This is a genomic window from Actinocorallia herbida (assembly GCF_003751225.1).
GTDB classification, from domain to species: Bacteria; Actinomycetota; Actinomycetes; order Streptosporangiales; family Streptosporangiaceae; genus Actinocorallia; species Actinocorallia herbida.
On record NZ_RJKE01000001.1, the window covers coordinates 4,312,959 to 4,337,603 of the forward strand.

The 24,645-nt window shown below is 72.7% G+C and carries 23 protein-coding genes; 13 read left to right on the forward strand and 10 right to left on the reverse strand.

What is annotated here, in order from left to right; translation table 11 throughout:
- Window position 1: 1 nt before the first annotated feature.
- The 4 genes from EDD29_RS19930 to EDD29_RS19945 all read left to right on the forward strand — a co-directional run bounded on the left by EDD29_RS19930 (window position 2) and on the right by EDD29_RS19945 (window position 4,509).
- On the forward strand, window positions 2-1,270 hold the full coding sequence (locus tag EDD29_RS19930; RefSeq protein WP_123665865.1) for an ABC transporter substrate-binding protein: 1,269 nt from the start codon (window positions 2-4) through the stop codon (window positions 1,268-1,270).
- Between the two features lie 83 nt (window positions 1,271-1,353).
- On the forward strand, window positions 1,354-3,078 hold the full coding sequence (locus EDD29_RS19935; protein WP_123665866.1) for a class I adenylate-forming enzyme family protein: 1,725 nt from the start codon (window positions 1,354-1,356) through the stop codon (window positions 3,076-3,078).
- Window positions 3,079-3,080: 2 nt separating this feature from the next.
- Entirely contained in the window at window positions 3,081-3,485 is a 405-nt protein-coding gene (locus tag EDD29_RS19940; protein ID WP_211359803.1) for an SgcJ/EcaC family oxidoreductase, read from the forward strand.
- Between the two features lie 82 nt (window positions 3,486-3,567).
- Entirely contained in the window at window positions 3,568-4,509 is a 942-nt protein-coding gene (locus tag EDD29_RS19945; protein ID WP_123665868.1) for a winged helix-turn-helix transcriptional regulator, read from the forward strand.
- Window positions 4,510-4,516: 7 nt separating this feature from the next.
- Here EDD29_RS19945 and EDD29_RS19950 read toward each other — a convergent pair whose 3' ends face one another.
- From EDD29_RS19950 to EDD29_RS19960, 3 genes are all read right to left on the reverse strand, one after another.
- On the reverse strand, window positions 4,517-5,497 hold the full coding sequence (locus EDD29_RS19950) for an LLM class F420-dependent oxidoreductase (RefSeq protein WP_123665869.1): 981 nt from the start codon (window positions 5,495-5,497) through the stop codon (window positions 4,517-4,519).
- A 54-nt stretch (window positions 5,498-5,551) separates the two neighbouring features.
- The gene (locus EDD29_RS19955) at window positions 5,552-6,427 is read right to left on the reverse strand and encodes an acyl-CoA thioesterase (RefSeq protein ID WP_170201477.1); all 876 of its coding nucleotides are present in this window, start codon (window positions 6,425-6,427) and stop codon (window positions 5,552-5,554) included.
- Window positions 6,428-6,565: 138 nt separating this feature from the next.
- Window positions 6,566-7,198 (reverse strand): FMN-dependent NADH-azoreductase, encoded by a 633-nt coding sequence (locus EDD29_RS19960; RefSeq protein ID WP_123665871.1) that lies wholly within the window; start codon window positions 7,196-7,198, stop codon window positions 6,566-6,568.
- Between the two features lie 107 nt (window positions 7,199-7,305).
- On the opposite strand from EDD29_RS19960, the gene EDD29_RS19965 reads away from it, so the two are divergent.
- Window positions 7,306-7,917, forward strand: coding sequence for a TetR/AcrR family transcriptional regulator (locus tag EDD29_RS19965; protein ID WP_123665872.1), 612 nt, complete (start codon window positions 7,306-7,308; stop codon window positions 7,915-7,917).
- Between the two features lie 34 nt (window positions 7,918-7,951).
- Here the strand turns inward: EDD29_RS19965 and EDD29_RS19970 are convergent, their stop codons facing one another.
- From EDD29_RS19970 to EDD29_RS19985, 4 genes are all read right to left on the reverse strand, one after another.
- The gene (locus EDD29_RS19970; RefSeq protein WP_123665873.1) at window positions 7,952-10,156 is read right to left on the reverse strand and encodes a xanthine dehydrogenase family protein molybdopterin-binding subunit; all 2,205 of its coding nucleotides are present in this window, start codon (window positions 10,154-10,156) and stop codon (window positions 7,952-7,954) included.
- A complete protein-coding gene (locus EDD29_RS19975; RefSeq protein ID WP_123670578.1) occupies window positions 10,153-11,142 on the reverse strand; it encodes an FAD binding domain-containing protein in 990 nt (329 codons plus the stop codon). Before EDD29_RS19975 ends, EDD29_RS19970 begins: the two co-directional genes overlap by 4 nt.
- Entirely contained in the window at window positions 11,142-11,663 is a 522-nt protein-coding gene (locus EDD29_RS19980) for a (2Fe-2S)-binding protein (protein WP_123665874.1), read from the reverse strand. Before EDD29_RS19980 ends, EDD29_RS19975 begins: the two co-directional genes overlap by 1 nt.
- Before the next feature lie 132 nt (window positions 11,664-11,795).
- A complete protein-coding gene (locus EDD29_RS19985; RefSeq protein WP_211359804.1) occupies window positions 11,796-12,617 on the reverse strand; it encodes a phosphatase PAP2 family protein in 822 nt (273 codons plus the stop codon).
- Window positions 12,618-12,736: 119 nt separating this feature from the next.
- On the opposite strand from EDD29_RS19985, the gene EDD29_RS19990 reads away from it, so the two are divergent.
- From EDD29_RS19990 to EDD29_RS20000, 3 genes are all read left to right on the forward strand, one after another.
- On the forward strand, window positions 12,737-13,420 hold the full coding sequence (locus tag EDD29_RS19990; RefSeq protein WP_123665875.1) for an HAD family hydrolase: 684 nt from the start codon (window positions 12,737-12,739) through the stop codon (window positions 13,418-13,420).
- Between the two features lie 60 nt (window positions 13,421-13,480).
- Complete coding sequence (locus EDD29_RS19995; protein WP_123665876.1) at window positions 13,481-14,545, forward strand: DNA polymerase III subunit beta family protein; 1,065 nt, start codon at window positions 13,481-13,483, stop codon at window positions 14,543-14,545.
- A 111-nt stretch (window positions 14,546-14,656) separates the two neighbouring features.
- Window positions 14,657-16,681, forward strand: a complete 2,025-nt coding sequence (locus tag EDD29_RS20000) for a phosphocholine-specific phospholipase C (RefSeq protein WP_123665877.1) — start codon at window positions 14,657-14,659, stop codon at window positions 16,679-16,681.
- A 52-nt stretch (window positions 16,682-16,733) separates the two neighbouring features.
- Here EDD29_RS20000 and EDD29_RS20005 read toward each other — a convergent pair whose 3' ends face one another.
- Window positions 16,734-17,042: a glyoxalase/bleomycin resistance/dioxygenase family protein gene (locus EDD29_RS20005; RefSeq protein WP_211359805.1), complete on the reverse strand. Its 309-nt coding sequence runs from the start codon at window positions 17,040-17,042 to the stop codon at window positions 16,734-16,736.
- Between the two features lie 135 nt (window positions 17,043-17,177).
- Here EDD29_RS20005 and EDD29_RS20010 point away from each other — a divergent pair, with 135 nt between their 5' ends.
- Entirely contained in the window at window positions 17,178-17,864 is a 687-nt protein-coding gene (locus tag EDD29_RS20010) for a nitroreductase family protein (protein ID WP_123665879.1), read from the forward strand.
- A gap of 265 nt (window positions 17,865-18,129) precedes the next feature.
- Window positions 18,130-19,809 carry an ABC-F family ATP-binding cassette domain-containing protein gene (locus EDD29_RS20020; protein ID WP_123665881.1) on the forward strand — a complete coding sequence of 560 codons (1,680 nt, stop codon included), beginning with the start codon at window positions 18,130-18,132 and terminating at the stop codon, window positions 19,807-19,809.
- 415 nt (window positions 19,810-20,224) lie between these two features.
- Here the strand turns inward: EDD29_RS20020 and EDD29_RS20025 are convergent, their stop codons facing one another.
- Window positions 20,225-21,247 (reverse strand): glycoside hydrolase family 113 protein, encoded by a 1,023-nt coding sequence (locus EDD29_RS20025; RefSeq protein WP_123665882.1) that lies wholly within the window; start codon window positions 21,245-21,247, stop codon window positions 20,225-20,227.
- 115 nt (window positions 21,248-21,362) lie between these two features.
- Here EDD29_RS20025 and EDD29_RS20030 point away from each other — a divergent pair, with 115 nt between their 5' ends.
- Window positions 21,363-21,977 carry a TetR/AcrR family transcriptional regulator gene (locus tag EDD29_RS20030; RefSeq protein WP_123665883.1) on the forward strand — a complete coding sequence of 205 codons (615 nt, stop codon included), beginning with the start codon at window positions 21,363-21,365 and terminating at the stop codon, window positions 21,975-21,977.
- Here EDD29_RS20030 and EDD29_RS20035 read toward each other — a convergent pair.
- Window positions 21,900-22,913, reverse strand: a complete 1,014-nt coding sequence (locus EDD29_RS20035; protein WP_123665884.1) for a hypothetical protein — start codon at window positions 22,911-22,913, stop codon at window positions 21,900-21,902. The two genes, EDD29_RS20030 and EDD29_RS20035, sit on opposite strands and share 78 nt — an antisense overlap.
- Window positions 22,914-23,083: 170 nt before the next feature.
- On the opposite strand from EDD29_RS20035, the gene EDD29_RS20040 reads away from it, so the two are divergent.
- Together EDD29_RS20040 and EDD29_RS20045 are read left to right on the forward strand one after the other, a co-directional pair.
- Window positions 23,084-23,872, forward strand: a complete 789-nt coding sequence (locus tag EDD29_RS20040; protein ID WP_123665885.1) for a carbon-nitrogen hydrolase family protein — start codon at window positions 23,084-23,086, stop codon at window positions 23,870-23,872.
- A gap of 90 nt (window positions 23,873-23,962) precedes the next feature.
- Window positions 23,963-24,595: a histidine phosphatase family protein gene (locus tag EDD29_RS20045; RefSeq protein ID WP_123665886.1), complete on the forward strand. Its 633-nt coding sequence runs from the start codon at window positions 23,963-23,965 to the stop codon at window positions 24,593-24,595.
- The last annotated feature ends 50 nt before the right edge of the window (window positions 24,596-24,645 follow it).

A 24,645-nucleotide genomic window follows, 5' to 3' on the forward strand; every position in this document is an offset into this window, starting at 1 on the left:
CATGACAACGATGCGACTCGCCGCCGTCGGCGCCGCCGCGGCGCTGCTGCTCGCCGGCTGCGGCACCGGGGCGAGCGAAGAGACCGAGGCCGCCGCGGGCGGCGTCGTCACCGCCGAGGACTGCCTGGACCCCGCAGCCGCCGAGGCCGCGATCAGCGGCACCCTCAAGGTCGGGTGGAGCGCGCCGCTGTCCGGCCCGCTCGCCGCCGCCGCGGGCGCCGTCATCGACGGGATGAAGGCCCGCTTCGCGGTCGCCAACGCCGCGGGCGGCATCGGCGGAGTCAAGCTCGAGGTCGTCGCCAAGGACGACGCGTTCAACCCCGAGCGCGCCAAGGCCAACGTCAACGAGCTGATCCAGAAGGACGGCGTGCACGTCCTCGAGGTGTTCGGGTCGGGGCAGCTGAACGCGGCGGCCGACGACCAGAACGAGGCGTGCGTGCCCCTGCTGTACGCGCAGGCCGCGGTGCCGGAGTACCGGGACGCCGCGAACTTCCCGTGGACGACGGAGTACCTGCCCTCCAGCGAGGTCGAGATGGCCGTCGTCGTCGCGCAGCTCCAGCAGAAGTACCCGGACGGGGTGAAGGTCGCGCTCGCGGCGAACCAGACCGAGTCCGGGCAGAGCTACGCCAACGGCTTCAAGAAGGCCATCGAGGGCACGAACGTCACGATCGCGGCCGAGGCTCCCCTCACCGACCCGAACGCGGCCGTCACCACGCTCAAGGAGAGCGGCGCGCCGGTCCTGATCGACGCGGGCGTCACCACCGACTGCCTGGCCCTCAGCATGGCCGTCGGCAGGTCGGGCTGGAAGCCCGAGACGTTCGTGCAGCCCGCGAACTGCGTCGACGGCAAGAGCCTCTACGAGCCGGCCGGCGCCGCCGCCGACGGCCAGCAGGTCATGGTGTGGCTGAAGGACCCGGCCAACCCGATCTACGCCGATGACGCCGGGGTGAAGCAGTACCTCACCGACGCCGCCGCGCAAGGGGTGAAGGCGCCGCTGAACAACTACACCGTCAACGGGTGGGCGATCGGCGACCTGATGGTCGACGCGTTCACCAAGGCCGCGGCGTCCGAGGACGGGCTGAGCCGCCTGGGGATCATCAAGGTCGCCCGGACCCAGACGTACTCGCCGCCGATGTTCATCGACGGCATCGACTGGAAGATGACACCCGAGACGTCCCTGGGCATCGGCGCGTTCCGCCCGTTCACCTGGAGCGCGGCCAAGAAGGCGTTCGAGCCCGCGGGCGACGTCATCACCATCGACGGCCACTGAGCCGTCCCCTGCCGGGGCGCGGTCGGCGCGGACCGCGCCCCCCTTTCCTCCCCTCCATTCCGGACTTTGCGAAGGAGCACCTCATGCACCGCGGCCTGCATCCGGCCGACCGCGTCGCCGACTACACCGCACGCGGCTGGTGGGGCGACGAGACCATGGACGGCCTGTTCCGGGCCCGCGTCGCGGCGGGCCCCGACCGGGAGGCGCTGCTCGACCCGGCCGACAAGGAGGCGCTGACCGGCCAGAGCCCGCGCCGCCTCACCTGGCGGGAGGTCGACGCCGAGACCGACGGGCTGGCCGATCTGCTGCTGGCCCACGGGATCGGCGCGGGCGACGTCGTCGGCCTCCAGCTCCCCAACACCGTCGAGCTGGTGGTGGCCTATCTGGCGTGCTGGCGGATCGGCGCGATCGTCTCGCCGCTGCCCGTGCAGTACCGGGAGCGGGAGATCACCGAGCTCGGCACGCTGGCCGGGTTCGCGGCGTTCCTCACCGCGGCGCGGGTCGGCGAGCGGCGTCCGGCGGCGGAGATCGCGGCGCTGCGCGGGGCCCTTCCGGCACTGCGGACGGTCCTGGCGTTCGGCGACGGCCCCGACGGCCTGCCCGAAGGGGTCCTCCCGGTCTCCTACGCGCCGGGTGCGGCCGCGCGGGTCGCGGCCCACATGGCGGCGCATCCGGCGGATCCGAACGACTGTGTGACGATCTGCTGGACGTCGGGGACCGAGAGCACCCCGAAGGGGGTGCCGCGCACACATCTGGACTGGCTGGCGATGAGCTGGGCGACCGTGGACGCGCCCCGCCTGACCGGTGACGACGTGCTGCTGAACCCGTTTCCGATGGTGAACATGGCCGGGATCAACGGGATGTTCCTGCCGTGGCTGCGGGTCGGCGGCGTCCTGGTCCAGCACCATCCGTTCGACCTGCCGACGTTCCTGGCGCAGATCGAGGCCGAACGGGTCACCTACACGGTGGCGCCTCCGGCGCTGCTGACGATGCTGCTGGCGCGCGAGGAACTGCTGGCGGCGACGGATCTGTCGTCGCTGCGGCTGATCGGTTCGGGGTCGGCGCCGCTGGCCCCGCCGATGGTCCGCGGCTGGCAGGAGCGGCACGGGATCGGGATCATCAACTTCTTCGGCTCGAACGAGGGCATCGCGCTGCTCACCGACCCGCACGACGTGCCCGATCCCGAGGAGCGGGCCCTGTACTTCCCGCATTTCGGGGCGCCGGGCGTGACCTGGTCGTCGCGGATCTCCGGGCAGGTCGCGGTCCGGCTCGTCGACCCCGACACCGGCGCCCTGGTCACCGAGCCGGGGGTGCCGGGCGAGCTGCGGATCAAGGGGCCGATGGTGTTCTCCGGCTACCTGGGCGGGGACGCCCTGCCGTCGCCGTTCGACGAGGACGGCTACCTGAAGACCGGCGACGTGTTCGTCGTCGCCGGGGAGGACGGCAGGTTCCTGCGGTACGTGGACCGGGCGAAGGACCTGGTGATCCGGGGCGGGATGAACATCGCGCCCGCCGAGCTGGAGGGCCTGCTGGCGGGGCATCCGGCGGTCGCGGAGGTCGCGGTCGTCGGCTACCCCGATCCGGTGCTGGGCGAGAAGGTGTGCGCGGTGGTCGTGCCGCGGCCCGGCGCGGCGCCCGCGCTGGCGGACCTCGTGGAGTTCCTGCGGGCCTGCCGGATCGCGTCGTTCAAGCTGCCCGAGCGACTGGAGCTCCGCGCGGAACTGCCCCGCAACCCCGTCGGCAAGATCCTCAAGCGCGAGCTGCGCGCCGCGCTGTCCCGACCTTCGAGCCCCGACGATACGGAGTGACCGTGACCGACGAAGAGAAGATCGCCGCCGCCCAGGCGATGGTGGCCGCCTGGAACGCCAGGGACTGGGACGGCATCGTCGCGCTGTTCGCGCCCGACGGCGTCCTGCACAGCGTCATGCAGGAGCCGCTGCGGGGCCGGGCGGCGATCGCGGCGCGGCTCCGGCTGCTCGCGGCCGGCCTCACCCACCTGGACCTGCAGGTCCGTGCGCTGGGGGTGATCGGCGGGCGGGTGTTCGTGGAGCGGCGCGACGTGTTCGCCAACGCGCACGGCCGCACCGAGGTCCCCGTCGTGGGCGTCCTGGCCTACGACGACGCCGGGCTCGTCGCCGAATGGCTGGAGTACTACGACCGGGCGACGTTGCTGGCGGGGTTCGGCAGGACCGCCGCCACCGATTTCGACGCCTGACCGGCCCGCCCGCCTCCACTTCGGCAACGAAAGCCAGCGATCCGGGTAGCATCGGCGCCAGGCGGCGGAGGGAGGCGGGCCCATGGCGGGCGAGACGGCGCGGGCGGGCGCGGTCGGCCAGGCGCTGCTGGCGATCGGCGACCAGTGGACGCTGCTGATCCTCCAGCGGGCCTTCCACCTGAGGGTGCGCCGCTTCGCCGACTGGCGCGACGCCCTGGGCGTCTCCGAATCGGTCCTGTCGGCCCGCCTCAAGGAGCTCCAGGCCGGCGGCCTCCTGGCCCCGTCGCCCTACCGGACCGACGGCCGGACCCGCACCGAGTACCTCCTCACCGAGAAGTCCCTGGACCTGTGGCCGCTGCTGATCGCACTGTGGTCGTGGGAGCGGGCGTGGGTGCCCCGCCGCGCGGCCCTGCCCGCGCTGCTGCACCATGGCTGCGGCGCCCCCACCGACGCCGATCTCGGCTGCGCGGCCTGCGGGGCCGCGCCGGTGACCGCCCGCGACGTCGCCACCGAGCGGGGCGCCGCGACGTTCGCGCAGGTCGCGGTTCCGCGCCTGCACCGCAGGACGGTCCGGCCCCCGGCGCAGGACGATCCGCTGTCGTACTTCCCCGAGACGTTCGAGATCCTCGGCGACCGGTGGGCGACCGTGCTCCTGGCGGCCTCGCTCCTGGGCGTCCGGCGTTTCGCCGACTACGAGCGGGAGCTGGGCGTCGCCCCGTCGGTCCTGGCCGGCCGGCTGCGCCGGTTCACCGACCTGGGCGTCCTGGCCCTCGACGCCGCCGACGGCAGGCCCCGCTACCGGCTCACCGACAAGGGCCTCGCCTTCTTCGGGGTGTTCGCGCTGCTCACCGACTGGGCGCAGCGCTGGTACACCGGCCCGCCCGGCACCGACCTGCGGCTGGTCCACCGGGCGTGCGGGCGGCGGCTGCGGCCGTTCCTGCGCTGCCGGGGCTGCGGGCAGGCTCTGGAACGGACCGCCGTGGGGTTCGCGCCGGCCGGCGGGGCCGCGCCCGCCGGCCGGTGAGCGGCCCTCAGCCCGCGATGCGGCGCAGCCGCTCCAGGGTGGCGCGGCCGCCGGGGTCGCCGTCGACGCTCGCGGGGATGACCGCGACCTCCTCGACCCCGGCCGCGGCATAGGCGGCGAGCTGCGCTTTCACCTCGGTGTCGTCGCCGACCAGGCCGACGGCGGCGACGAGCGCGCGCGGGACCGCGGCCAGGAGTTCCTTGGGGTGGGGGCGGGTGCGGGCGAACGCGACGAGGTCGGCGAATCCGGCGGCGGTGAACATCTCGGCGTAGCCGGGGGCGGCGAGGTAGCCGACGACGCCGCGCCGCACCTGGTCGACGGCCTCGGGGTCGGCGGCGTCGGCGGCGGTCACCCAGGCCGTCACCCGCGGCGGGGTCCGGCCCGCCTTCCCCGCCTCCTCGCGCATGGCGGTGACGAGGGCCGCGGCGGAGGCGGGCGTGAGGAGGTTGAGGACCATCCGGTCGGCGTGCCGGGCGGCGGTCCGGACGGCGGCGGGGCCGAACGCGGCGACGGCGAGCTCGCTGCCGGGAGGGGCCAGGCGCAGGTGGTAGCCGCGGGTGGTGACGACCTCGCCGCGGAAGTCGGCCTTGTCGCCCGCCAGCAGGGGCCGCAGCGCCTGCACCGACTCGCGCAGCGCCGTCGCGGACCGCTCGCGGGGCCTGCCGTGCCAGTGGGAGACCACCAGGGGGCTGGAGGTGCCGACGGCGACGTCGACGGGCCGCCCTGACAGGTCGGCGACCGAGGCGGCGCCGCGGGCGATGAGCATGGGGTCGCGGACCGCGACGGCCAGCGGCCCGACCGTCAGGCGCAGGCGGGTGCCGGCGGCGATCCGGGTGGCCAGGGCGAACGCGTCGTAGGTGGCCATCTCGCCGATCCACAGCCGCCCGTAGCCGAGCTCGTCGGCGTGGCGGGCGGTGTCCAGGGCCTCGCCGGGCGGCCGGTCCTGCCAGAACCCCAGTGATACCGCGAGCGACGGCAGCGTGCTCATGGGCGTCTCCTTACCTTTCCGGGCGGCCCCTCCGGGCCGCCGCGTCCGCCGGGGTCAGCCGCGGCGGAAGAACAGGCCCTCCTGGGCGAGGGAGGCCGCCAGGCGCCCGTCGGCGCCGAACACGTCGGCCCTGACGAGCGAGCGGCCGTCGGCGGCGACGGGCGAGTCCTGCACGAACAGGAGCCAGTCGTCGGCGCGGACCGGGCGGTAGAACCAGACGGCGTGGTCGAGGGACACCGCGTCCCAGACCTCCCCGTCGCGCTCCTCCACGCCGAGCGGCATGCCGTGCGGGACGAGGGCGCCGGCGAGGGTCGTCACGTCCGACAGGTAGACCAGCAGGGCCTGGTGCAGGGCGGGGTCGTCGGGGGCGGCGCCGGCCATGCGGTGCCAGGCGGTGCTGCCGTGCGGCGGGGTGTCGGGGGCGACGCGGGTGTCGACCGTCGGCATGTCCCACAGGTGCTCGGGGTCGGCGCCGTGGCCGCCGCTCCACTCCACCAGGGTCGGCAGGTCGTCGGGGGGTGCGACGTCGGGGGCGGCCGCCTGGTGGTCGAGCCCTTCGGAGGGGACGGCGAACGACACCGTCATGGTGGCCAGGACCCGCTCGTCCTGGCTGATCTCGACCGACCTGCTCGACAGGCGCCGTCCGTCGCGCAGCCGCCGGACGGCGAACGCGGTGTCCTTGCGGGGGTCGCCGCCGCGCAGGAAGTAGGCGTGCAGGGAGTGGGCGGGGATCGCGCTCGCGACGGTGCGCGCGGCGGCGACGAGGGCCTGGGCCAGGAGCTGGCCGCCGTAGGAGCGGGGGGCGTCGATGCCGTGGAAGGCGGGCGCGGTGTAGGTGTCGGGGCCGGTCTCGGCGAGGTCGAGCGCCTCGAGCACCCCGTTGATCGGTGCGGTCTCGTGTGTCGCCGCCCGTCCGTCGATCCCGCCCATGCGCGCCCGCTTTCTCCAGTCCTGCCCTGCCGAAGTCACTATCATAAACAGAGCCAACCCCTGGAGCGCCAGCCCCCGGTGACGCGCGTGCCCGCATCCCCCGGCGCGTCGGGGATGCGGGCACGGGGGATGCGCGGATCAGCCGCGGGCGAGGGCGCGGGCCGTCTCACGGGCGGTGTCGAGGGCCGCGGTGCGGGCCTCGGCGGCGAGGTCGCGCAGCGGCTCCATCGCGGGGGTGGACTCGGCCAGGGTCAGCTCCCGCTTGATGAGGGTCAGGTCGGCCTCCCACACGTCGCGCACGATCCGCTCCAGGTAGCCGGTGGAGTGGTCCCAGCCCTCGCGGGGCGTGCCCGGCCCGTAGCCGCCGCCCAGAGTGGTGATCAGGATCGTCGGGGTGTCCTTGAGGACCGGGGTCGCGGCCCCCGCGCCGGCCAGGACGAGGTCGATCCACACCTTGACGTGCTGGGACACCCCGTAGTTGTACAGCGGGACCGCCAGCAGGACGGTGTCGGCGGCGCGCAGCTCGTCGGCGAGCTCGGCGACCAGGGCCAGGGCCTCCTTCTGGGCGGGGGTCCGGTCGGCCTCGGGGGTGAAGGACGCGGTGGTGGCGTTGGCCCAGGCGTCGGAGGGCAGCGGGTCGGTGCCGAGGTGGCGGCGCACGACGGGCGCGCCGGGGCGGGCCGCGCGCCACTCGGCCTCGACGACGTCGGCGAGCTCGGCCGAGGCGGAGGTGGCGGGCAGGATGCTGGCGTCGAGCCGGAACAGGGTCATGGCGGTCCCTCGAGGGGGTAGTGGCGGGCCGCTTCTCGGCGCCGCCGCACCCCCACAGCATAAGCGGACTTCACCCCGTTTTTGTAGGGCTGTGTAGATTCTGCACTGTGGACCGCCCCGTAGTGCCCTTCGGCCGCCCCCGACCCGAACGCGCCGACGCCGCACGCAACCGCGCGCACCTCCTGGAAGTCGCCCGCGCGATGATCGCCGAACACGGCGTCGAAAAACTCACCATGGACGCCCTCGCCGACCACGCCTGCCTGGGCAAAGGCACCGTCTTCCGCCGCTTCGGCACCCGCGCCGGCATCTTCCGCGCCCTCATCGACGAAGACGAACGCGCCTTCCAGCAAAAGGTCATGTCCGGCCCGCCCCCGCTCGGCCCCGGCGCCGACCCCGTCGCCCGGCTCATCGCCTTCGGCCACGAACGCATCACCTTCCTCGCCGAACGCCACGCCATCGCCCGCGCCTCCCTGGAACGCGACGACCCCGCCCCCGCCGGCGAAGGCAACATCTCCCGCATCCACCTGCGCATGCTCCTCATCCAGGCCGGCCTCACCCGCCCCGACCCCGGCCCCCTCGCCGTCCAGCTCGCCTCCGCCCTCGAAGGCCCCTTCCTCCTGCACCTCGCCGACCCCGGCCGCGACGACCCCGACGACACCGCCATCGCCCTCCTGTCCACCAGCTGGCGCTTCCTCATCGAACGCCTCACCCGCCCCTGACCCCACACGGCAGGAACGGGCCCGCCCCGCACGCCTACAGGAGCCGGTCGATCGTGATCGGCAGATCCCGGATCCGCCGACCGGTCGCATGGAACACCGCGTTGCCCACGGCCGCGGCGATCCCGACCAGGCCGACCTCCCCGACACCCTTGGTACCCGTCGCGGTCGCCCGGTCCGGGCCCCCGACGAACACGACATCGACGTCCGGCACATCGGCGTTCACCGCGATCAGGTAGTCGCCGAACGTGGCATTGGCGATCCGCCCCGTCGGATCGGTGACCGTCTCCTCCAACATCGCCTGGCCGATGCCACCGACCGTCCCGCCGACGATCTGACTCGCCGCGGTCTCGGCATTGAGGATCCGGCCACCGTCGATCACCGACACCACCCGCACGACCCGCAGCAACCCCAGCTCCGGATCGACCCGCACCTCCACGAACTTCGCACCGAACGCCCCCGCGCACGCCATCCCCAGCTCCCCGGAGTCCGGCGGGACGCTCCGGCCGTCCGCGGCCAGCTCCACCAGATCGTGCCGCACCAGGATCTCCCCGAACGCCTCGCCCCGCGACGGATCGGCCACCAGATGGATCCGGCCACCACCGACCGCCACCTCACCCGGGCCCGCCCCGCACAGCGGCGACGCCGGATCATCGCGCACCAGATCACAGAACTCCTGCACCAGCCGCAGGCACGCCGAATGGACCGCGTTCCCCAGCGCCCCCGTCAACCCCGACCCGCCCGCCTGCGGCGCATACGGCATGTCGGAATCACCCAGATCGAACCTGACCCGTCCCGGATCCAGCCCCAGCAGACCCGCCGCGAGCTGCGTCATCACCGTGTACGTGCCCGTACCGATGTCGGTCGCGGCACTCCGCACGAACGCCGACCCGTCCCGGCCGACCGACGCGCGCGCCTGACACGCCACCTGGTAGCCCGGATACGACACCGCCGCCAGCCCGTACCCGACGAACCGGCGGCCGTCCCGCATCGACCCCGGCTCCGGAGACCGCCGCGCCCACCCGAACCGGCGCGCACCCTCCGCATAGCACTCGCGCAACGCATTGCTCGACCACGGCATCCCCGACACCGGATCGACCTCCGCGAGATTCCGCAACCGCACCTCCAGCGGATCCATCCCCAGCCCGTACGCGAGCTCGTCGATCGCCGACTCCAACGCCCAGTTCCCCTGCGCCTCCGCCGGCGCCCGCATCGACCCCGGGCCCGGAATGTGCAGCCGCGCCTGCCGGTCCCGCGTCCGCACGCTCCCACACGCGTACGCACCCGCCGAACAGCGCGACACCGGCTCGAAGTCCTCGTCCTCCATCCCCAGGCTCGACACGCTCTCGTGGCTGATCGCGGTCAGCACGCCGTCCCCGCGCGCCCCGATCCGAATCCACTGGACACTGTCCGGCCGGTGCCCTACGGAGCTGAACATCTCCGGCCGGCTCAACACCAACTTCACCGGCAGCCCGACCTCCCGCGCGGCCGCCGCGGCCAGCAGCACATGCGGCCACACCCGCAATCCCGCACCGAACCCGCCCCCGACGAACGGCGCCAGCACCCGCACCCCCGCCTCCGGCACCCCGAACACCGCGGCCAGCGTGGACCGGACGTTGTGCGGCCACTGCGTCGCGTCATGGACCGTCAGCGCCTCCCCGTTCCAGTACGCGACCGTCCCCATCGGCCCGAGCGGATTGTTGGTGTTGTCCGCGGTGGTGAACCGCCCCTCGACGACCACGTCCGCGGCCGCGAACCCCGCCTCGACGTCACCGCGCACATGATCCAGACCCCACGGGTCGTCGATGAGCTCCGCCCGCGGGTCGTCCACGTGCAAAACCGGCTCGGCCGGCGCGTACCCGACCTCCACCAGCGACGCCGCGTACCGGGCCTCCTCCGCGCTCGCCGCGACCACCACCGCGACCGGCTGCCCGTGATACAGCACCCGGTCGTCCCGCAGCGGAACGGGCGGGGACGCGCCGATGATCGTCATAGGGCCCGCCGCCAGACGCGGCATGTTCCGGTGCGTCAGCACCGCCAGCACCCCCGACGCCGCCCCCGCCCGCGCGGTGTCCAGCCGGGTGACCCGGCCCGCCGCGACCGTCGACCGGACCACGACGGCATGGACCATGCCCGGCACGTCCACATCATTGAAGTAACGGGCGCGGCCGGTCACCTTCAACGGCGCCTCCACCCGCACCAGGCCCTCGCCGACCATGGGACGCATCCGCGTCGACGTCATGACACCACCCCCGCCGCCGTCTCCAGGGCCCGCACCAGCGTCCGCCTGGCCAGCTCCACCTTGAACTCCGTGCCCGGCAGGGTCCGCGCCCCCGCCAGCGCCGCCTCGGCCGCGTCCCGGAACACCGCACGGTCCACACTCGCCCACGTCAGGACGTCCTCGGCGTCCCAGGAGCGCCACGGGATCGTGCCGACCCCGCCCAGCGCCACCCGCGCCCGCACGATCGTCTCACCGTCCAGCTCCAGCACCACCCCGGCCGACGCCAGCGCGAACTCATACGACGCCCGGTCCCGCACCTTCAGATAATGCGAGCGCGCCCCCTCCGGCAGCAGCGGCACCTCCACCGCCGTGATCAGCTCACCACGCCGCAGCACGTTCTCCAGATGCGGAGTGTCGCCCGGCGGCACATAGAAGTCCGTCAGCGGCACCGTCCGCGGCCCGGCCACCCCCAGGACGTGCACGACCGCGTCCACCGCCGTGAGCGGCACCGCCACGTCCGAGGCGTGCAGCGCCACACAGTGCGGGCTCGTCCCCAGCACCGCGTGCATCCGCGCCGGCCCCGCGACCGCCGCGCACCCCGAACCCGGAGCACGCTTGTTGCACGCCGCGACCGACGGATCCCGGAAATAGCGGCAGCGCGCCCGCTGCAGCAGATTCCCGCCGATCGTCGCCATGTTCCGCAACTGCGGCGACGCCCCCGCCAGCAGCGCCTCCCGCACGAACCCCAGCCGCGCCCCCACCACCGGATCCGCGGCCAGCTCCTCCATCGTGGTCAGCGCCCCGACCCGCACCACCCCGTCCCCATGGACGATCCCGCCCAACGGCAGCCGCGTGACGTCGACCAGCCGGGACGGCGCCAGCACCCCGTCCTTCATCAGATCCACCTGCGTCGTGCCGCCCGCCAGGAACGCCGCCCGCGGATCCGCCGTCACCACCGCGACGGCCCGCTCGGCGTCCTCGGCCCGCACATACTCGAACGGCCCCATCACACGCCCCCCGCCACATCGCCGATCGCCGCCCGGATGTTCTGGTACGCCCCGCACCGGCACAGGTTCCCGCTCATGAACTCCGCGATCTCCCGCGCCGACCCGGCCCGCCCCTCGGCCAGCAGCGCGACCGCCGACATGATCTGACCCGGCGTGCAGTACCCGCACTGGAACGCGTCCCGTCGCGCGAACGCCTCCTGCACCGGATGCGCCGCACCCCCACCGGACAGGCCCTCCACGGTCGTGACCGCACGGCCCTCGCACTGCGCCGCGAGCATCAGGCACGCCACCACCCTCCGGCCGTCCACCAGCACGGTGCACGCACCGCACGCCCCCTGATCACACCCCTTCTTCGCCCCCGTCAACCCCAGATGATCACGCAGCGCGTCCAGCAGGGTGACCCGGGAATCCACCCGCAACCGGCGCGCCGCCCCGTTCACCGTCAGGCCGACCTCCACCTCGAAGACCGCCCCCGCGACCGTCCCGCCCGAAGGCCGCACCTCACTGCCCGTCCTGTCCATGCCGCCCCGACTCCTCCCAGCAGGTCATACCCGACGGAAGAATCGTTGCCCGACCACCGCAAACCCCACCCCCGCCCCCGCCCAACGAATCCCGGCGAACCCGCCCGCACCCCGGCCCGGGCGGGACGGACGTCAGCGGCGCGGCACGTCGTCGCGGAACACCGGCAGATCCACCACCGTGTCCTGCGCACCCCGCGGCACCTCCGAAGCACGCGGCCGCACCACGGCACCCGCGGCATGACGGCCCGCACGCGGCGCGAAGAACGACCAAGGCGTCAGCACGAAGGTGAACACATGGCCGACCGGACCCGCGAACAACAGCAGGACCGCCGCGACCACCACGGCACCCCACACCGCGCCCGCCACCACGTCATGCGGGTAGTGCACGCCGACCAGCACCCGCAGCACCACCCCGACGACGCCCAACGGCAGCACCAGCCACGCCCACCGCGGCCGCAGCATCGCCAGGCCCGTCGCGATCGCCATCGCGATCACCGAATGGTTGCTCGGAAAAGACCAGTCACCCGCCTCCGGGCAGTGCGCCGCGATCTCCGCCGCCACCACCCGGCACGGCCGCTCCTCGGCCACCGCCTCCTTCAGCACCTCACTCGCCCCGTACGCCGCCGTCGACCCCGCCACCACCAGCGACAACCCCGCCAGACCGACCACGTCACGCCGCAGCAGCGTCACCACCGACACCAGCGTGTACAGCACCACGAGCGTGATCAGCGCCGCGTCCGTCGCCACCTCCATCACCGGCGCCGACCACGACGGCCACCCCGCCACCGCCCCCACCACCGACCCGTACAGCGACGCCGACCACCCGTCCGCCACCCGCAGCGGCGACCCCGACCCCCCAGGAGTCAGCAGCACCACCACACCCGCACCCGCGACCAGCACGGCGACCGCGCCCCACAGCCGACGGCCGACCTCACGTCCATACCAAATCCCCATGAACAACAATTGTACGAAGATCGACCATCAGCCCAACATAAACCGACAGACCCACCCGCCCCACCCCGCCCACGACCACCACCCGGCCACCACCCGACACCGGCGGTATCGTGGGACACGTGGTCAAAGCCATCCTGTGGGACGTCGACGACACCCTCTTCGACTACGCCGGAGCCGACGGCACCGGAGCCCTCCGCCACTTCGCCGCCGAAGGACTCCCCGCCGACCAGAACGCCCTCACCCACTGGCGCACCCTCACCACCACCCACTACGCCCGCTTCGAAACCGGCGAACTCACCTTCCTCGAACAACGCCGCGCACGCGTCCGCGCCTACCTCGGCCCCACCACCCCCGACACCGAAGCCGACGCCTGGTTCGCCCGCTACCTCACCCACTTCGAAGCCGCCTGGACCGCCTTCCCCGACGCCGCCCCCACCCTCACCGCACTCACCCACCCCCACCGCCACGCCGTCCTGTCCAACTCCACCACCCCCCTCCAAGAACGCAAACTCACCACCCTCGGCCTACGCCACCACTTCGAATTCCTCGCCTGCTCCGACGAGATCGGCCACGCCAAACCCGCACCAGAAGCCTTCCACCACGCCTGCGCCGCCCTCGGCCTCCCACCCGCCGACGTCGCCTACATCGGCGACCGCCTCGACATCGACGCCCACGCCGCCCGCACCGCAGGCCTGCACGGCATCTGGATCGACCGCACCCCCACCCCGCCGCCCCCACTCCCACCCGGCGTCCACCGCATCACCACCCTCACCGCGCTCCCCGCACTCCTCACCGCCCTCTGACCGGCGCGCCCCGGCCCGCCTTTGACCTTCGACCAGGTCCAAGGCCCACAATCGGCTCCCATGCACCCCATGAACCACCACGACGACCTCATGAGCATCGGGACCTTCGCCCGCGCCGTCGGACTCACCCCCAGCGCCCTGCGCTTCTACGACGACTGCGGCGCCCTCACCCCCGCACACGTCGACCCCGCCACCGGCTACCGCTACTACAGCACCCGCCAGGAGACCCGCGCCCGCACCCTCCGCCGCCTCCGCGACGCCCAGATCCCCCTCACCGACGCCACCGCCATCCTCGACGGCACACCCGACACCGCCCGCACCCTCCTGCACCACCACGCCCACCGCGCCCGAACCACCGCCCAAGCCACCCAGAACGCCATCGACGACCTCCTCGCCGAACACACCCCCCACCCCGCACACAGCGCCCGCCTCGACGGCGCAGCCCTCGCCAGCGCCGTCCGCCAGGTCGCCCCCGCCACCGCCACCGGACCCACCCGCGACGCCCACCCCGCACTCGGCGCCATCCTCCTCGAGATCGACACCACCGAGATCCGGCTCGCCGCCACCGACCGGTACCGCCTCGCCGTCCGCGCCCTGCCCGCCACCCTCCACCACGGCGAACCCCACACCCTCCTCATCCCCGTCGAAGCCCTCCAGACCGCGGCCGCCTGGGCCCTGCACCACCCCCACATCGACCTCGACACCGACCAGACCGGCAGCCGCCTCCGCCACCACGACCACACCCACCCCCTGCCCACCCTCCACACCACCTTCCCCGACTACCGCCGCATACTCGACGACCTCCCCACCCCCCGCCAACGCCTCATCACCGACCGCGCCGCACTCCAAGCCGCCCTCACCACCGCCCACGGCCCCGTCACCTTCCACACCGCACCCGACCACCTCACCCTCACCAGCCCCGACACCCCCGACCACACCCAACCCGCCCTCTGCACCGGACCACCCACCCGCCTGTCCTTCGACCCCACAGTCCTCCTCCCCGCCCTCGACACCGGACTCGGCCCCGACACCCTCCTGGAGATCACCGCCCCCGACCTCCCCGTCATCGTCCGCTCCGCCGACCAAGGCAGCTTCACCACCCTCGTCATGCCCGTCCGCGCCTGACCCCCGCACCACCACGGCACACCCCTCACCCGAAGCTGTTCAAGGCCCGTTGGCGAACCATTCGGACCACCGTGGCAAGGGTTTCGCACGTGAATGGTGGGGTGACCGCCCATGGACCTCAACAGACGGCGCTTCCTCCAGATCACCGGCGGAACCGCGGCCTTCTCCGCCATGTCCCAGAGCATCGCCCGCGCCGCACAGATCCCCGCCGCACGCCGCAGCGGCACCATCCGCGACATCGAACACATCGTCGTCCTCATGCAGGAGAACCGCTCCTTCGACCACTACTACGGCGCCATGCGCGGCGTCCGCGGCTTCGGCGACCCCCGCCCGGTCGTCCTCCCCGGCGGCAAGACCGTCTGGCACCAATCCGACGGCACCCGCGACATCCTCCCCTTCCACCCCGACGCCGACGACCTCGGCATGCAGTTCCTCCAAGGACTCAACCACGACTGGCACGGCGGCCAGAAAGCCTTCAACCACGGCCGATACGACCAGTGGATCCCCGCCAAGACCGCCCCCACCATGACCTACCTCGAACGCGCCGACATCCCCTTCCACTACGCACTCGCCGACGCCTTCACCATCTGCGACGCCTACCACTGCTCCTTCATCGGCAACACCGACCCCAACCGCTACTACATGCTCACCGGCCACACCGGCAACGACGGCACCGGCGGCGGCCCCGTCCTCGCCAACGAAGAACTCGGCTACGGCTGGACCACCTACGCCGAACGCCTCGAAGCAGCCGGCATCTCCTGGAAGGTCTACCAGGACGCCGGCAACGGCCTCGACGCCGCCGGCTACTGGGGCTGGACCAGCGACCCCTACATCGGCAACTACGGCGACAACTCCCTCCTCTACTTCAACAACTACCGCAACGCCGCACCCGGCAGCCCGCTCTACGAGAAGGCCCGCACCGGAACCGACGCCAAGAACGGCCAGAGCTACTTCGACATCCTCCGCGCCGACGTCACCACCGGAAACCTCCCACAGATCTCCTGGATCGCCGCCCCCGAAGCCTTCTCCGAACACTCCAACTGGCCCACCAACTACGGCGCCTGGTACATCTCCCAGATCCTCGACGCCCTCACCGCCGACCCCGACGTCTGGGCCAAGACCGCCCTGTTCATCACCTACGACGAGAACGACGGCTTCTTCGACCACATCGTCCCGCCCCACGCCTCCGCCAACGGCGCCTCCACCGCCGACACCACCACCGAACGCTTCCCCGGCAACACCACCTACGCCCCCGGCCCCTACGGGCTCGGCCCCCGCGTCCCCATGCTCGTCGTCTCACCCTGGAGCAAGGGCGGCTGGGTCAACTCCCAGACCTTCGACCACACCTCCCTCCTCCAGTTCATGGAACGCCGCTTCGGCGTCCGCGAACCCCAGATCTCGCCCTGGCGCCGCGCCGTCTGCGGCGACCTCACCACCGCCTTCGACTTCGCCAGAACCGACACCCGCCCCGCCCGCCTCCCCGACACCGACGCCTACGAACCCAAGGACCGCCTCCGCCACCCCACCTACTACCCGGCCATCCCCGCAGCCCCCGAACTCCCCGCCCAGGAGAAGGGCAGCCGCCCCGCCCGCGCCCTGCCCTACGACCTCCACGCCGACGGCCGCATCGACGACGGCACCCTCAACGTCACCTTCGCCAGCAAGGGCAAAGCCGGCGCCTGCTTCTACATCACCTCCACCACCGACACCACCGGCCCCTGGACCTACACCGTCGAACCCGGCAAACAACTCACCGGCACCTGGGACGCCACCACCGCCTACGCCATCACCGCCTACGGCCCCAACGGCTTCCTCCGCGAATTCGCCGGCGACACCACCACCCCCGGCCTGGAGATCCGCGCCGACCACCACGGCGACGACCTACGCCTCACCCTCACCAACCACACCAAGAACACCCACACCCTCCAGATCACCGACGCCTACACCGGCGACCACGACAAGATCCGCCTCCGCCCCGGCACCACCCGCACCACCCACCACCGCCTCGACCGCACCTCCTCCTGGTACGACCTCACCATCACCGCCACCGACGCACCCGCCTACCGCCGCCGCGTCGCAGGCCACATCGAAGACGGCCGCCCCAGCAAGAGCGAACCCGGCCTCCGCACCACCTGACCCCGCAACACACCCCCGGCCTCCGCACGCCCACCACGGGCCGCGGGGGCCCTCACCTTTCCACCACCTCCACATCCACCTTCCGGCCATCCGGATCCACCACCACATGCCGCCCCACCGACAACCCGCACGAACCCACCCCCACCACCACGCCCAACCGCAACCCCGCACCCGTCGCCGGCACCCGCTCCGACACCGGATACCACTCGCACACCACACCCGACCCCAGCTCCGCCGCGAAATGCGCCGGACCCCGCCCATGCCGCTCCGCCACCAACCCTAGCCCCAACCCCGCATAGAACGCCCGGCACTCCGCCAACCGCTCCGTGTACACCACCACCAGCACCAACCACGCTTCCACGCCCACCACCCTGCCACACCCCACCCCACCCCGCATCCGACCCTGTGGATAACACACTTCGCCCGCCCACCTCCGCCTAAGATCAACTACACGCCGCACCGCGGCGCACCGCGCACCCGACCCCCCGGAGCGACCATGACCGCCTTCGACAACGACGCCGTGCTCCCGCTCACCGGACTCGACCTCCTCACCACCACCCGCGCCGTCCGCAAACGCCTCGACACCACCCGGCCCGTCTCCCGCGACGCCCTCCGCGAATGCGTCCGCATCGCCCTCCAAGCCCCCGCGGGCTCCAACAACGTCTCCATCCGCTACCTCATCGTCGACGACCCCGAACTCATCGCGAAACTCGGCGCCCTCTACCAGGCCGGATTCGACGTCTACCGCGGCCTCGACGGCATCTACATCGGCAGCATCCACAAAGACGACCCCGCCGAAGCCGCCCAGCAAGCACGCACCGCCGCCTCCGCCGAAGACCTCGCCGAAAAAATGCCCCACATGCCCGCCATCGTCATCGGCTGCGTCGAAGGCGTCACCCGCCCCGAGAACATGCCCGGCTGGGTCACCGCCTCCATGCACGCCAGCGCCATGCCCGCCCTCTGGTCCTTCATGCTCGCCGCCCGCCTCCACGGCCTCGGCACCTGCTGGACCTCCGTCCACCTCCAGCAGGAACAAGCCGCCGCCGAACTCCTCGGCATCCCCTACGACACCGTCAGCCAGCTCATGCTCACCCCCGTCGCCCACTACACCGGCGACACCTTCCAGCCCGTCACCCGCCCCGACCCCGACACCCTGATCCACTGGAACCGCTGGGGCCACTAGACACCCTCAGGTACACTGGAAGGGTCCTGTCGTCTCCGATCGGGGGAACGTTGCTCATCTGAGGTCCGCGACCATCGCGCGGTACGGCCACGCCGTACGCCGCCACCCAACGCCCATCAGAGGCGAGTGGCCCGCGCGAACAGCGACCTCGGTGCCCACGTTCCACACAGGACCCGCACCACCCTTCTCCACCGGCCAGGTCGCCGCGTGATGCTCGCAAAACGCCGCCCACCCGCACACCCGCGCAGCGACGAGCGAGAACACCATGTCCCAGCAACTCACCGGCATCACCCTGGCCGACCTCACCTACCACCGGCCCGACGACACCCCCGTCTTCGACGGCCTCACCACCACCATCCCCCGAGGCCGCACCGGCCTCGTCGGCGCCAACGGCACAGGCAAGACCACACTCCTACGCCTCATAACAGGCGACCTCCACCCCACCCGCGGCACCATCACCACCCCGGGCACCCTCGCCTACCTCCCACAAGACCTCACCCTCGACACCACCGCACGCGTCGACGAGGCACTCGGCATCCACGCCAAACGCGCCGCCCTCACCGCCATCGAATCCGGCGACCCCGACGAACGCCACTACACCACCCTCGCCGACGACTGGGACGTCGAAGAACGCGCCCAAGCCACGCTCGGCGCACTCGGCCTCGACCTCGACCTCGACCGCACCGTCGGCGCCATGTCCGGCGGCGAGACCGTCCTCCTCCACCTCGCCGCACTCCTCCTGCGACGCCCCGACATCCTCATCCTCGACGAACCCACCAACAACCTCGACCTCCACGCCCGCCGCCGCCTCTACGACGCCGTCGACACCTGGCGCACCGGCACCCTCCTCATCGTCAGCCACGACACCGAACTCCTGGAGCGCGTCGACCGCATCGCCGAACTCCGCAACGGCGCACTCACCTTCCACGGCGGCACCTGGACCGACTACCAGAACGCCCTCGCCACCCAGGAGGAAGCCGCCACCCGCACCCTCCGCACCGCCGAAGCCGACGTCCGCCGCCAGCAACGCGAACTCCGCGACGCCCAGACCAAGAACGCCCGCCGCGAACGCCACAACAAGAAGATGGACGACCAGCGCCGCGCCTCACGCATCGTCGCCGGCGCCAAGAAGCGCTCCGCCCAGGAGAGCGCGGGCAAACTCCGCACCCTCGCCGAGGACCGCCTCACCGAGGCCCGCGAACGCCGTGACGCCGCCGCCGACGCCCTCCGCGACGACGCTCGCATCAGCGTCGACCTGCCCCACACCGCGGTCCCCGCCGGACGCACCGTCCTCACCCTCGACCACGTCAGGCCCCGGCACGGCGCCCTCCAGGACGCCCATCTGCACATCCACGGCCCCGAGCGCATCGCACTCGTCGGCCGCAACGGCTCAGGCAAGACCACGCTCCTGCGCACCCTCACCGGTGACCTCGAACCCGCCGAGGGGGAGGCCCGCACCCACGTCCCGACCCGCTACCTCACCCAGCGCCTCGACACTCTCGACCCCGCCCTGTCCGTCTACGACAACGTCAAGAAGGCGGCCCCGCAGGCCCCCGACAACCAGATCCGCGCCAGCCTCGCCCGCTTCCTCTTCCGCGGCGCCCGCGCCGACCAGCCCGCGGGAACCCTTTCCGGCGGCGAACGCTTCCGCGCCTCCCTCGCCGCGACCATGCTCGCCGAACCGGCCCCGCAGCTCCTCATCCTGGACGAACCCACCAACAACCTCGACACCACGAGCGTCCGCCGGCTCACCGAAGCCCTCGCCTCCTTCCAGGGTGCCCTCCTCGTCGCCTCCCACGACCTCCCGTTCCTCGACACCCTCGCCATCACCCGCTGGTTCGTCACGGGGGAGACCCTCACCGAGACCACCCGCGACGATCTGCTCGCCCATCTCGACCCCGAGCCCCAGGGGAGCGACCCGACCGAGCCGACAAACACCCCATAAGGGGAGAGTGCGAGCATCCCGCCATAGATCGACATCACGGACTAAGACATCTCTAATACCGCAAACCACTCAAATAACACCTTAACCCCAGGCCCTTCCCAGGGGAGTCCGCAAGCCGCAGGCCGTCCGACGACGGCCGAAGGCCGGTGCCCCGCCCCCTCACCGAGAGACGGGGAGGGGCACCGGACCTGCCGAAGGGAGCGAACCGGGCGGCCCTCCCCTATCGAATGAGTCTTTAGTCCTTTTGCATTCAGGGGTTGTGGGGTGGATCTGTGGGCGCAGCCCGCCCCGCCGCCTTTACGCAGTAAGGTTCTCAGGGGAGAACCTTGGTCCTGAAGCAACGCACAGGCGGCCTCAGGACCCGCACGGGAGGGCTGTTCGGCCGCAGGGCTCGACACGCCTCGTCACCAACGCGTCAGGAGCGGGCGGTCTTGCGGGTGAGGCCGTAGTGGGCCAGGGCGTGGAAGGCCGCCTTGGGGGTCCAGGTGAGGGTGCCCGACGGGGCGGGGAGCGCCTTGACGATGCCGAAGCTCGCGAGGTCGAAGTCGCGGGAGGGATCGTCGGAGGCGGGCATGTCGCGGCGGATGAACGTGTTGACGAAGGCCGTGTCGACGCCGTCCTCGGCGAACCACTCGAGGGAGTCGAGGACGTAGGCGGCCTGCTCCCCCTCGTCGCGCACCACCGGCTCGCGCAGCCCCACGGGACGGGCGTCGTCGCCCCACACCACGACGTCCTCGCCGCGGCCGCCCCGCGCCGCCGCGCCCCGGTAGGTCGTGCAGCCGAACTCGGTGACCGCGTACGGCTTCGGGCCCGCCGTCTGCGTGCGCAGCCGCTCGCGGTGGTCGGCCGGCGTGCGGGCGTCCCGATAAGCGGCGTCGGTGGCGACCAGGTCGAACGGCGCCCAGTCCACGCCCTCCATCGGCAGGGACGCGTACGTGATCCGGCCGCCGAACCGCGCCCGCACCTGCGGGACCACCTCGGCGAAGAACCCCCTGACCGCCGCCTGCACACCCGGAATCAGCTCCCGGAGCCGGACGGGATCGGCCAGCGCCGCCGCCCGCTCCGCCGGCGACTCCCCCGGCAGGAACCCCTCGGTGAACAGCGAGATCTCCGACCCCGTCACGAACACCACCTCCGCGCCCTCCCGGCGCAGGCGCTCGGCCCGCTCGGCCCCGTCCAGGAGGAAGTCCAGGAGCTCCGCCCGGCTGAGACCGTTGGTGAAGGGGCAGTACCAGACCTCCAGCCCGACGGCGGCGGCGTGCCGGGCGGCCGTCTCCAGCCGGTCCTGGACGCCGCCGGTCACCCGCACCGCGTCGCAGTGCAACTCCTCCCGGATCACCCGGAGGTCACGGGCGACCGCGTCGGCGTCGAACGGTTCGTGAGTGGTGGCCCCGCCGGAGCAGAAACCGGTGTCGTAGGTGAGCCCGTAGGCACGCATGGAAGACCTCCCGTTGAGAACACATAGGGTACGTCGAGTACCGTATGCGGCAAGGAGCAGATCCCGCAAGCGGCCGCCGACCGGTACGATCGAGACCCTGCGACGGGAAAGGGCCATGAGCGGAGATCCGAGCACACACCAAGGCGGCGGCCCCGCGCGGCGCCGCGGCACGGCCCTGGAGGAGGCGATCCTCGACGCCGCGGTCGCCGAACTCACCGAGTCCGGCTACGCGGGCCTGACCATGGACAAGGTCGCCGCCCGCGCCGGCACCAACAAGAACGCCCTTTACCGCCGCTGGCCGAACCGCCTCGCTCTCGGCACCGCCGCCTATGCGCGGCTCACCAGGACGGTCCCGCCCCCCGACACCGGAGACCTGCGCGGCGACGTCCTGGAACAGCTCCGCCGCGCCAACCGCTACTGGAGCTCCCCCCTGGGCGCGATCCTGCGGGAGCTCCTCGCCGCGGCCGGCGGCGCGGCCGAGTTCCTCAGCCGGCTCCAGGACCCGTCCGGAGAAACCGCCGCGGCCCCCTGGCTGACGATCCTGGGCCGCGCGGTAGCCCGCGGCGAGGTCGCGCCGGAGGCGCTCCACCCGAGGGTCGCCACCGTGGCCGTCGACCTGCTCCGCAACGAGTTCGCGGTACGCGGCGTACCGTCAGCCCCCGACACCGTCCTCATCGAGATAGTCGACGAGGTGTACCTTCCCCTCGTCCGCGTCCGGGGCGGCGCCTGACGGGCCGGGTCGGCCCGCCCAGCGGACGGGGTGGCCGGACGGGTCCGCGGTGAGCCACGACCCGTCGCCCAGGGGGACCAGGTCGTACGCGTCGGCGGCTGCCGTGGCGAGTTCAGGGCCGGGGACGCCCTCGGCCAGGTCCACGAGCCGGAAGCCGAACCAGTCCTCGCCGTCCTCGGTCTCCCCGACGAAGGCGACGACCGCGGTGCCGCCCGTCAGGAAGCCTCCGCCGAATTCGAGGTAGCGGTCCTCCTCGGGCCCGAAGTCCGCCACCTCAAGGCTCAGCAGGACCTCCCCCTCGGGATAGGTGTGGAAGGCGACGTCCTGGCAGCCGTGGTCCACCGTCATGAACCGGCTCCCGTCGGGTGAGAGATCCACGAGCACCCTGTCCGGCCACGGGAAGGGCGCGAGGTCCAGGGACCCGCCCTTCAGAGCGCCTCGGAACAGTGGCGCGCCGTCCTGCCCTTCGCCGACGGAGAGCAGCACCCGCCCGTCCGCCGGATGGACGAGCTGGGTCGCGCCGTGCCCCGACGTGCCGATCTCCGCGATCGCGCGGACGGCCCCCGTCCCGGCGTCCAGGACCAGCCAGTGGTCGGGCGTGCCCCGGCCGGCCATGTCGTCGGGCCGGAACACCCACACGTCGCGCCCGTCCGCCGACACGACGCATCCCGCGTGGTTGATGAACGCGTGACCTTCGCCCGGCTCGAACGGCACCCGCCACGACTCGGCGCCTTCGGTGACGCTCACGACCGCGTTCGAGGTGGTGTAGACGGCCCGGCGCAGGTCCGGCGTGACCGCGTGGCCGTCCACCTCGTCGCCCTTCACCGGCTCGAACACCGCCGAAGGCGACAGGACTCCATAGACGTCCCGGGCGATGACGTACGCGCACACACGCCCGTCGACGGTCCTGGTGATGATCCTGGGAAAGTCGGCCACCCCGGGAGCCTAGTGGAGCAAACCGCCAGATCGCGGGCGTTTCGCCAGCCCAGGCCACTCCCCCGGTCAATGAGTCTTCAGTCCTTTATAAGGTCTTTTCGGGGTACGTCAGGGGCGAACCGACCCGACGCCTTTACGCAGTAAGGTTACTGAGGGTGGAGAAGCTAACGATGGACACGCTGCGCGTGGGGCTGGCCCAGCTCCCGTCCGTACCCGGCGACGTCGCGGGGAACGCCCGCATCGCGGCCGAAGCCGTGACGAGGGCCGCCGCCGAAGGGGCCCGGCTGATCCTCTTCCCCGAGCTGTCCCTCACCGGCTACGACCTTGACCTGTTCCCCGATCCCGCCCTGGGCGTCACGGCCGACGACGCCCGCCTCGACCCCGTCCGGGAGGCCGCGCGATCCGCGGGCGCCACCGCCGTCGTCGGCGGCGCCTACCGCCACTCCCCCACCGGCACCTGGATCGCCTCCCTGGCCGCCCTCCCCGACGGGACCCTCCTCCCCCACGGCAAGCGCCACCTGCACGGCCGGGAACGCGACATCTTCGACCCCGCCCCGCCCGGCCCGCTCCTCGAGGTCGACGGATGGATCGTCGCCCTGGCCATCTGCTACGACGCCGGCGTCCCCTCCCACGCCGAGGAGGCGGCCCGCCGAGGCGCCGAGGTGTACGCCGCGTCGGTCCTGTACGACAACCCGCGCCGCTTCGACGTCCACTTGGCCGCGAGGGCCATGGACCACCGGATGTACGCCGTCGCCGCCAACTATCCGGGCGGGCCCGGCGCCGGCCTCGGCGCGGGCTGGGAGTCGTGCGGCGGCAGCGGCGCGTGGCACCCCGATGGAAGCCGCCTGTCCGACGCCGGAACCGCGCCCGGTCTCGTCCTGGTGGGCCTCGACCGCGCGGACCTCACCGCGCTGCGCGCCGGGGACGCCGACGCGGGTTTCCCGCGCGGCGCCGCCTGACGCCCCCGGTCGCCGACGGCCGAAGGCACGCCCGGTAACGTCGAAGCTCCGCCGTCGCGCGCCCGCTCAATCCCCCGGGGGTCTCCAGCCATGCCCGTCATCCACCTGGTCCGGCACGCCCAGGCGTCGTTCGGCGCCGCCGACTACGACGTGCTCTCGCCGATCGGGCCCGAGCAGGCCTCCGCGACCGGGCGCGCCCTCGCCGCGCGCAAGCCGCGCGACCCGCTCGTCGTCGCGGGGTCGCTCACCCGGCAGCGCGAGACCGCGCGGGCCGTGGCCGAGGCCGTCGGGGCGGCGGAGCCGGTCGGCGAGGACCTGCGGCTCAACGAGTACGACTTCATCACCATGGTGTCCGGCGGCAAGGTCGCCACCGACGGGGACCCGCAGAAGGCGCTCGATCGGCTCCTGCTCGCCTGGATCGAGCAGGACGCGCCCGACGGGTGGCAGGCCTTCTCCGGCGGGGCTCTGGCGGCCGTCACCGAGCTGGGCGCGCGCCTCGGCCAGGGCCGGGACGGCATCGCGGTGACGTCCGGCGGGGTGATCGCGGCGATCTGCGGGGCGCTGCTCGGCCTGCCGCCGGCGGGGGTCGTCGCGGTGAACCGGGTGATGGTCAACACCTCGATCACCACCCTGCTCGTCGGGGCGCGCGGCCTCAACCTGCTCACGCTGAACGATCACGCGCACTTCACCGGCGACGCCGAGAACCTCCGCACCTACCGCTGAGCGACCGCCGGCCCGGCCCCGGGCGCCGGGTCACCCCACGGCCTGGTGGC

Excerpts from the sequence above, each read along its gene's own strand:
- EDD29_RS19930 (WP_123665865.1), top strand. The coding sequence starts at position 2 with ATGACAACGATGCGACTCGCCGCCGTCGGCGCCGCCGCGGCGCTGCTG.
- EDD29_RS19935 (WP_123665866.1), top strand. The coding sequence starts at position 1,354 with ATGCACCGCGGCCTGCATCCGGCCGACCGCGTCGCCGACTACACCGCA.
- EDD29_RS19945 (WP_123665868.1), top strand. The coding sequence starts at position 3,568 with ATGGCGGGCGAGACGGCGCGGGCGGGCGCGGTCGGCCAGGCGCTGCTG.
- EDD29_RS19950 (WP_123665869.1), bottom strand. The coding sequence starts at position 5,497 with ATGAGCACGCTGCCGTCGCTCGCGGTATCACTGGGGTTCTGGCAGGAC.
- EDD29_RS19955 (WP_170201477.1), bottom strand. The coding sequence starts at position 6,427 with ATGGGCGGGATCGACGGACGGGCGGCGACACACGAGACCGCACCGATC.
- EDD29_RS19960 (WP_123665871.1), bottom strand. The coding sequence starts at position 7,198 with ATGACCCTGTTCCGGCTCGACGCCAGCATCCTGCCCGCCACCTCCGCC.
- EDD29_RS19970 (WP_123665873.1), bottom strand. The coding sequence starts at position 10,156 with ATGACGTCGACGCGGATGCGTCCCATGGTCGGCGAGGGCCTGGTGCGG.
- EDD29_RS19975 (WP_123670578.1), bottom strand. The coding sequence starts at position 11,142 with ATGGGGCCGTTCGAGTATGTGCGGGCCGAGGACGCCGAGCGGGCCGTC.
- EDD29_RS19980 (WP_123665874.1), bottom strand. The coding sequence starts at position 11,663 with ATGGACAGGACGGGCAGTGAGGTGCGGCCTTCGGGCGGGACGGTCGCG.
- EDD29_RS19985 (WP_211359804.1), bottom strand. The coding sequence starts at position 12,617 with ATGGGGATTTGGTATGGACGTGAGGTCGGCCGTCGGCTGTGGGGCGCG.
- EDD29_RS19995 (WP_123665876.1), top strand. The coding sequence starts at position 13,481 with ATGCACCCCATGAACCACCACGACGACCTCATGAGCATCGGGACCTTC.
- EDD29_RS20000 (WP_123665877.1), top strand. The coding sequence starts at position 14,657 with ATGGACCTCAACAGACGGCGCTTCCTCCAGATCACCGGCGGAACCGCG.
- EDD29_RS20010 (WP_123665879.1), top strand. The coding sequence starts at position 17,178 with ATGACCGCCTTCGACAACGACGCCGTGCTCCCGCTCACCGGACTCGAC.
- EDD29_RS20020 (WP_123665881.1), top strand. The coding sequence starts at position 18,130 with ATGTCCCAGCAACTCACCGGCATCACCCTGGCCGACCTCACCTACCAC.
- EDD29_RS20025 (WP_123665882.1), bottom strand. The coding sequence starts at position 21,247 with ATGCGTGCCTACGGGCTCACCTACGACACCGGTTTCTGCTCCGGCGGG.
- EDD29_RS20030 (WP_123665883.1), top strand. The coding sequence starts at position 21,363 with ATGAGCGGAGATCCGAGCACACACCAAGGCGGCGGCCCCGCGCGGCGC.
- EDD29_RS20040 (WP_123665885.1), top strand. The coding sequence starts at position 23,084 with ATGGACACGCTGCGCGTGGGGCTGGCCCAGCTCCCGTCCGTACCCGGC.
- EDD29_RS20045 (WP_123665886.1), top strand. The coding sequence starts at position 23,963 with ATGCCCGTCATCCACCTGGTCCGGCACGCCCAGGCGTCGTTCGGCGCC.